We start from the raw sequence: 8,748 nt of genomic DNA, 5'->3' as shown, positions 1-8,748 counted from the left end.
TGATGTGAAGAGTATTGCCAGTGATGCGGCCAATGCAGCCGTATCTGGCGGCCGCGTCTTCCAGGGTGACGATGGGGATGACAATACAGTTACTGTGGGCATGGGGACAGCCCTGAAGCTTACCGGAGGCCAGACGGATACCGCGAAACTGACCGATGGGAACATCGGAGTGGTGAAGAACGCTGATGGCGACGGCCTGAACATTAAATTGTCCAAGGAGCTTTCCGGTCTTACCAGCGTCACCGCAGGAAACAGCACCCTGAACAACGAGGGCCTTACCGTCAATAACAGTGCCGGATCCGCTGGGACCACCGTAACCGGAAGCGGCATCAAGATCGCGGCCAACGGGGAGAATACCCATGCAGTGGAAATCAGCAACAGCAACGTCTCCCTGGGCGGCCAGCAGATCCATGATGTGGCGGCGGGGACGAAACCCACCGATGCGGTGAATGTGAGCCAGCTCGGCGGCGTGGTCAATGGCGTTACCAATGCCATCAATACTCTGGGCAACCGCATGAATCGTGTCGGTGCCGGGGCATCGGCATTGGCGGCCCTGCATCCGTTAGAATTCGATCCTGATGAAAAATGGGATTTTGCAGCCGGATTTGGTCATTATAAAAATGCCAATGCAGCGGCACTGGGTGCCTTCTACCGTCCCAATGCAGATACGATGGTCAGCATCGGAGGCAGTTTCGGCGGCGGGGAAAACATGCTCAATGCCGGCGTAGCCTGGAGAATCGGTAAAGGTACGACCATGACAACATCGCGGGTAGCGATGGCAAAAGAAATTCAGAAATTGAAGGCCGTCGTCGAACAGCAGAATGAAAAACTACAGGAAAATGATACCCTTCGTGCCCAGGTAGAAAAACAAGATAAAGAAATCGCTGAATTAAAAGCCATGGTTCAGCAATTAGCGGCAAAACAATAGAATAGCCAGTCTGAGCAGGTCTGTTGTACCTACGGGTGCAGCAGACCTGTTTTGCATTCAGAGTATTTTGCCATAAAACGATAATAAGGCGTAAAGTATATAATATTACTGGAACAGACTGATTTATTGCATGACCCGACAGGCGTGATATAATAGTAATATGACAATAAATATTTATTATTAATAATCAATAATATGTGCATAAAAATTTAATAATAATAAGACTGTCCTTGCCCGGCAAGAACGGGCTGAAAGGAGATATAATATGAAAACAAATCGTTATTACAAGGACAGAAAAAGAAACTGCACCTGTCAAAAACAGGCCATATTAGCTCTGCTCGTGTGTCTGAGCCTGTCAGGGAGCGTATCCCTGGCGGCAGATCCTTCCGCACAGGATACGGGCAGAACTTATGATTATGTGAATAAATGGAGCGGAGATGCCACAGAAGGGAATCACATTACGGTAAAGCATCTTCAGGGCTGGAATCAGGATAAGGTGACGGTCGGAACGGATGCCACGAATCAGGTGATCATTGAAGACTACGGGGGAGGCAATGGCGGGGATGCTACGGTCCTCGGGAAAAACATTTCTTTTACGGGCGGGTTCAACACGGGCGGTCTCATTACAGCCGGAAATGCCGTTACGGACAGTCTTTCGGCGGCAACCGTTAATGCCATGCAGCCATGGGGACAGAGTGCAGGCGGGACGGTGAATATGGATGGCAGGACTATCTCTATTACCGGCAGCCAGGGAATCAATGCTGCTAACGGCAGTACCATTAACCTGGGAACACAATATATGACCGGGGACCTTCATATCCAGTCTCTCGGCGTATCCGGCTCCAGTACGGTGAATATCGGTAACGCCAATGCCGGGGACATCACCATCGATGAATTCGGAGTAGGTGGGACCCAGGCTGCTTCCACGGGAGAAACACAATTGAATACCATCACTGTTTCCGGGAACAATCTGTCCATTGGAAATACTAAGGCTTCTGAATCCAATGCCCAGGTGACCTTCAACGCCCGGGGCAATGTGACTGCCAAAAACGGACTGGTCATGACCGGATCCTACCTTCCCAGCTCTGCTCCCTTTGCCTCCGTCACGGTGAATGCCGGGGGAAATGTGAAATTGGGGGAATATGGCCAGACTTCCAGTCCCTGGGACCGCAATGCTGCTCTGGCCGCTGTGGGGGGCCATGCCAGAATCGATGTGACTGCTGCCGGAAATGTGGATGCTTCCGGGGATTTCTCCGTGACCAGCGATGGCAGCGTCAAGGTGAAGGCCGCCAATATCTCTTCGGATGGGCTGCTCCATGCCACGGGGAAAGATGCCAGCCTGACCCTTATTGCAGAAAATCCAAATGGAAATAAGGGCGACATCAAAGCACAGGAACTTCAGGTAGACAACAGTGGGACCGCCTCTCTTACGGGGAAGACCATTACCCTGACTCCGGATGCGGATGGTAGTTACTTCCACCGGTCCCTTCACGTGACGGACTGTGACGTGAACATGGATGCCGATGAAATCAATCTGGCTTCTGGAATTCAGTTCAACGGGGAAGCGGAACTCAATCTGAAAGCAGCCAGCAAACTGACCATCGGAAATGCCCTGAATGAAGATTCCTATGATACCAGCGCCATCCGTCTTGCTTACGGTGGTAATGGAGAAACTGGCACAGGGAAACTTTATGCCGGTGGCAATGGAACCGATATAAAGGTCAATGGTTCCGTGGCCGTGACAGGGACCTCTGATCAGGATGAACTGGCCTGGTTCAACGGAAAGAATCTGGTCTTCAATGCGTCCAAGACCCCTTCCTTCAGTGATAATCCCTACAGCGATTTGTATAATGCCGTGGCACTGGATTTTACGGATTCCCGGTTCTGGTCCGGCAATGATGACACTACGGAAACGACTACAGTAAACGGCCATATTCTCACCAACGGATCCAATGCCTTCGTACTACGGGGCAGCAAGGCCGTTATGGTAAATGGCCTGAAAGGAGATTTCGAAAATAATAAGAATGCCTTTTCCCTTACTGACCGGGGCAGTTCCTCCATCCAGATAGGCGATGAAGATACGGCCCAGACCACGGTGAACGGGGAAATCGTCACGGGCGTGGATACGGTCCTGTATGTAGGCGGTAAGAATGTCCTCCTCGATAATGCCGGTCATACGGCTCTTTATGCCAATGCCAGCAGTAAATCTGTGGAAATTGGCCGGACGACTCCTGAAGGAAGCACGTCCGATTCCATTGCCATAAAAGGGCGGCTGCTGATCAACGGCGTTTCCTGTATGGATGTGATGGGGAAGAACATCACCATCACCGACGGGGCGGCTCCCGACAGCGGGACCCTGGGTACCACGGTGAAGACCAATGAGGACGGCACTTCCACGGACCCGGACAGCAACACTCACGATGCTTTGGTAATCCAGAGTGCAGCGGATAATGCCCTGGTCATCGGGGAAGCTGATTCCAATGTCAGCATTGACGGCCGGCTGGTAGGTCTCGATGGAGGGTATTCTGTGGATGGCGATATCATCCATATCTACGAAGGGACCAATAAAAATCAGAACCTGATCCTGACCACCGGTGGTGCTGTGAACCTGGGCCATGACGGGACAAGTCTGCTTCAGATTGACGGCGGCATCTGGGCATTGGGGGATAGCACCAATGCCGTGAATCTCCAGGGCCAGAACCTCCTCATCGACCCGGCCAGCGGCATGCGGGCTGTACAGGCCAATGCCATGCCCGTGACCATAGGAGACAATGCCACGGAAAATGCCGTGGTGAATGGAGAAATCTGGTCCGTTTCCCAAAAGGCTCCCATTACTCTCGATGCCAGCAGCTACGATCTTTCCGCCAACGGCAGCACCTATGCGGCCCGGTCTTCCGGAGGCGGTTCCGTTACTATCGGCCATGATGGCAGCACCGGGAGTATCGACGGAGTTCTGACAGCCGATGCTGGCAGTTCTCTGGAAGCGTACCTTCAGGGAAACGGGGCCCTGCTGGATGGAACCATAGAGGATGAAAATCTCGATTATGGCATCAGTTCTGATGCAGGGATTACCCTTCATCTCAACGACGGTGCCGTCTGGAATCTGGATGGCGATTCCAAAGTTACCAGACTTCAGGCCGATAAGGGGATTATCCATCTGAATCAGAATACAACTGACCAGAGCCTGTATACAGGGAATTTCGCCGGGGATGGAGCCACTGTCTATATGGGTCATGAAGGCAATACGACACAGAATGACCGTCTCTATGTCAAAGGCTATCACACGGGGAAGACAGAACTGCAGCTCCATGCCGTGAACGGCATCTGGACTGATGGCGCTATCGGCTCTGTTCTGGCCAGTGTGGGCGATGAACAGGGAAGTTTTTATGTGCCCGATACGGAGGACCGGCTGTTCTTTCACCGTACTCTCCTGGATACGCATGAAACGGGCCGGGGAGACGATGTGACGGACGGATATAACACCGACTGGTACATCAAAGGCTTTAAGAAACTGCCCACTGATGACCATGGTAAGTATACCCATACGGTGCGGGGCATCATGGGAGCCGATGGGATTAATTACCATATCTGGCGCACAGAACAGGACACCCTCTTCCGCCGCATGGGTGACCTGCGTAAAGGAGAACCTGGGCAGGAAGGCATCTGGGCCCGGGTAAAAGGGACATCCATCCGCCGCAACGGACAGTTCCCCTTTGAAGACCGGTATACGACCTATGAAGTAGGCTATGACCAGCTGGCAGGCCACAGCGATACACAGGATCACTATCAGGGAATCGGCTTTGGCTATACGGAAGGCAGGGGGGCTTATTTTGGCAGTCGCAGCGATACGAACAGCTACGCTCTGGGATGGTATGATACGCGGATCCGTAAAGACGGGACCTATCTCGATCTGGCCTTGCGTCTGCACCGGCTGACCAATAAACTGATTGCCCATGATGGCATCAGCGGCCACGGCGATAATACGGGCCTTTCCTTTGGAGCAGAATACGGATACAAAAAAAAGCTGGGACATGGCTGGTTCGTCGAACCCCAGGTACAAGGCACTCTTGGCTGGCTGAGCGAGGCATCATGGTCTATGGGAAATGGTGTAACCGTCGATGAACAGGATATCCGCAGCGCCGTCGGCCGGGCCGGACTCCGGGCTGGATACGAAAGCAGCAGGGCCCAGGTTTTCTTCAAGGCTAACTGGTACCATGAATTCGGCGGTTCTGGACAGGTACACCTCAGTGATGATGAAGGGGATTTGTTCCTGAACCGGGATTACGGCGACACGTGTTTTGAATACGGTCTGGGTGCATCGGCACAGATCGGAACGGCGACCCAATTCTATGCGGACGTAGAACGGAGCAGTGGCGGCCAGTTCCATAAAGACTGGTCTTGGGATGCCGGCATCCGCTGGAATTTCTGATAAGATGGCTTAATAGATACTAAATGTGTTTCAGGCATACGGGTAGACAATATCCGTATGCCTGTTTTGGTATAGGTTAACACTATGTCCGGCCTTTATTAAAAGAAAAATTGTTGATATACTGGTTGTTGTAATTATGACAGGCATTTTCACTATATTTTATTAGTTTTGAACAGAGAGGAGAGTTTATGACTATACAACTGAATAAAACACTCATAGCGGCTGCCATCATGGCCAGTATCAGCAGCGGACTGCTGTCGCCCGCCCAAGCAGCGGAGCGCCCTGCAGAAAGCTATACCTGGATGCACAGGGAGTCGTCATCATCGACGGTGACAGTGGAAGAGACCCATGAAAAAAGCAGTCGCACGATCACCCATTCCGATGTAAGTATACATACGCCATCTGCTTCGGGCACAGGGGCTGTCCTTTTTCCCTATATAGCGAAAAATAAACTGCCTGCTCCTGTGCAGTCTTTACGGGAAAACATACGCAATGAATACAGCCTCAATTATGAACAGGGCGTTCTGGCCCGCTATAAAGAAAATGGAAAATGGGGCCTGTTAGGAACGGATGGTACGGTTTTACTGCCAGCGTCGTATAAGAAGTTATCTTATGCCGGGCAGGGCGTTTTTTTAGCGGTAAAAGGGAATAAAACAGCTTATATTGATAAGACGGGGACTGCCGTGACCTTGCCAGTATCAGAAAACGAAAGCGGTGGGCCCGTATTTTTTCAGGAAAAAGGCCGGTATGGTATCCGTGACGCCAATGGTATCGTGGTGTCTGAGCCGGTATATAAGGAAATTCTGACACCTTTTAGCGAAGGCATTGCCTTTGTACGGGATGAAAATGGCCGTAAGATTGCCATTGACCGCTCCGGTAAGGAACTATTTGCCGTGCCCTATGACAGGATATTCCCGTATCATGACGGACTAGCAGAATACCAGCGTAAAATCAATCATTTTAACTGGGGACTCCTGGCAGGAGCGCTCGTCGGCTCAGACGTAAACCGTGGTTATTATGGTGGCGAAATAGAACCGCTGACCTATGACGGCGTGAAACGGGGATATATTGACCGGACCGGCCGGATAGTTATCGACAGCCGGTTAGATGAAGTTTATCCTATGACAGCCTGGGGGACATTTGTCAAAGATAAGGGACTGCTGGCTTTTATTGGCAGAGATGGAAAGTATATCATTGAACCGGGCCGGTACGAAGTAGGGCCAGGAATGATGGATGACTGGAATGGCATGGTGTCATTAAAAGATAAAGAATCAGGTGGACTAGGCGTATTCAGCCTGTCTGATGGACGACAAATCCTTCCTTTCCAATACGAAAAGGTTGATTTTTTAGGGGCTGACCGTATGTTTCTGCAGCGGGGGAATCAGTGTTTCCTGGTAAACCAGGAAACAGGTCAGGTAGTTCACTACTGGCAGGAAACGGTGAAAATCGTGCCGTATCTGGCGGAGCCCTATGCCTGGTGTCAGATAGGTAAGAAGTACGAAATTATTGATGCGGAAGGGAAGACGGTATATACGGCTCCTGAAGGGGGAATAAAGGTCGTTTCGTCCTTCCGCCATGGTGTCAGTGCCGTCAAGTCAGGTGATGTCTGGGGCCTCATGAACAGTAAAGGAGAATGGCTGATCCGGCCGCAGTATAAAGAAATAGAAATTTTATAAGGTCATATATAAATAGCAGGGGCTGCCTTTTTAAGACAGCCCCTGCTGATTGTCAGGATGAAAATTATTTATCAGTGTCTTTTTTCGTTTCATAATGACGGGGAAAGATAGCCGTTACCGTCGTTCCTTTATGGAGCTCACTGGTCAGTTCCAGACGGGCATTGTTTCCCTTGGCAATATATTTGGCGATAGAAAGGCCCAGACCGGAACCTCCCGTTTCTTTGGTACGAGAGGAATCGACCCGGTAGAATCGTTCAAAGACCCGTTCCAGATCTTTTTTGGGAATTCCGATACCCGTATCCTGGACTTTAAAACATACCTGCTTTTCATCGGCTTCGCAGGATAAATAGATATAGCCGCCGGACGGTGTATATTTTATGGCGTTATCGATAAAGATACGGAGCATCTGCTTGACACTGCCCGGTTCGGCGTAGATGGAAGCCTTATCGTTGCGGCCGAGGAGAATTTCCCGCTCTTCGGCAATGAGCAGAACGCCGTTATACACTTCTTCCAGTAATTCCGATGCGTCGATGACCATGAAATGTGCTTCCAGGGTACCTGTCGTCGAACGGGCAAAAAACAGGAGCCGTTCAATGAGCTGACGCATATATTCCGTTTCAGACTGGATAGCCTGAATGCTTTCATCGAGGACTTTCGGGTCTTCTTTTCCCCAGCGGTCCAGGAGATTGATATAGCCGCTGATGACGGTAAGGGGAGTGCGAAGCTCATGTGATGCATTGCTGATGAATTGCTGCTGCTGCTTGTATCCGTATTCAATGCGGTCCAGCGCCTGGTTGATAGATTGGGCCAGGTTATGGATTTCGATGCCGTTTTCCGCTTCTTTCGGAATGACGATACGCTGGCTCAGTTTGTGGACTTCAATACTTTTCAACGTTTCATTGATCAGCTTCAGGGGAGCCAGGGACTTGCGCATGAGATACATACCGGAAAAGATGGTCAGAATCAGACTGACAAGCACGGAAGCGACGAGCTGCTTGGATAATAAGGATATAAAAGCATTTTCCTTGTCGGGCACGCGGGAAAAGCGGAGATAGTACAGTTTATTGTCGGCACTGTACCATTTTTTATAATAGGCATAGGAACTCGTTTCGTTTCCCTGAATGGATTCGGGAAGGGGTATTTCGTTATTGCTCCGGACTGTATCATCAATGTACCGGTCACTCAGATTTTTGATGGTATGAGCCGGTCCGTTATCCAGAATCAACCGGCCGGCAGCATCATATACCTGGAGATTGACAAACGGCTGAAGGTTGGACCGGGTAAAGACTGAAGAGTCAATCTGTCCGCTCTTATCGAGATATTCCATAGCCGACTGGGCGCTGGAGTATAAATCCCGTTCAATGGAACGCCCCATGATAAAATGCACACTCGTGACGGTGATGACCGACACGATGAGCAGGATGATGAAGACGATAAACGAATAGAGGAGTACCATTTTTGCAAAAAGCGGCAGTGTAAATAGCGGCAGCCGGTGTATTTTTTCTTTAATCTTTTGCCACATAACCTACCCCACGTACGGTATGAATATATTTTTTGCTGTCTGTCTGCCCTATTTTACCGCGGATATACCGGATATAGACATCGACGACGTTGGTGTCACCGGCATAGTCATACCCCCAGACTTCTTCCAGTATTTTTTCCCGCGTCAGGACGATGTTTTTGTTGCGCAGGAGATACGTGAGCAGTTCAAATTC

General features: G+C 50.5%; 5 protein-coding genes. 3 read left to right on the top strand and 2 right to left on the bottom strand.

Going from position 1 to position 8,748, the window contains the following annotated elements; genetic code table 11:
- From DBO31_RS07845 to DBO31_RS07835, 3 genes are all read left to right on the top strand, one after another.
- Positions 1-928 (top strand): YadA-like family protein (locus DBO31_RS07845; RefSeq protein WP_200817498.1); only part of this gene is annotated, 928 nt, incomplete at its 5' end.
- A gap of 265 nt (positions 929-1,193) precedes the next feature.
- Positions 1,194-5,357 (top strand): autotransporter outer membrane beta-barrel domain-containing protein, encoded by a 4,164-nt coding sequence (locus DBO31_RS07840; RefSeq protein ID WP_150824871.1) that lies wholly within the window; start codon positions 1,194-1,196, stop codon positions 5,355-5,357.
- A 188-nt stretch (positions 5,358-5,545) separates the two neighbouring features.
- Positions 5,546-7,033 (top strand): WG repeat-containing protein, encoded by a 1,488-nt coding sequence (locus tag DBO31_RS07835; protein ID WP_150824870.1) that lies wholly within the window; start codon positions 5,546-5,548, stop codon positions 7,031-7,033.
- Between the two features lie 64 nt (positions 7,034-7,097).
- Here the strand turns inward: DBO31_RS07835 and DBO31_RS07830 are convergent, their stop codons facing one another.
- Together DBO31_RS07830 and DBO31_RS07825 are read right to left on the bottom strand one after the other, a co-directional pair.
- Positions 7,098-8,555, bottom strand: coding sequence for a cell wall metabolism sensor histidine kinase WalK (locus DBO31_RS07830; RefSeq protein ID WP_059075520.1), 1,458 nt, complete (start codon positions 8,553-8,555; stop codon positions 7,098-7,100).
- The coding region (locus tag DBO31_RS07825) for a winged helix-turn-helix domain-containing protein (protein ID WP_150824869.1) at positions 8,539-8,748 on the bottom strand (210 nt) is incomplete at its 5' end. The genes DBO31_RS07830 and DBO31_RS07825, both read right to left, overlap by 17 nt.

This window comes from Megasphaera sp. DJF_B143, from assembly GCF_900320625.1.
Taxonomy (GTDB): domain Bacteria; phylum Bacillota; class Negativicutes; order Veillonellales; family Megasphaeraceae; genus Megasphaera; species Megasphaera hexanoica.
Note: the sequence above shows the minus strand (reverse complement) of the source record. Positions and strands in the feature narration are given on the sequence as shown.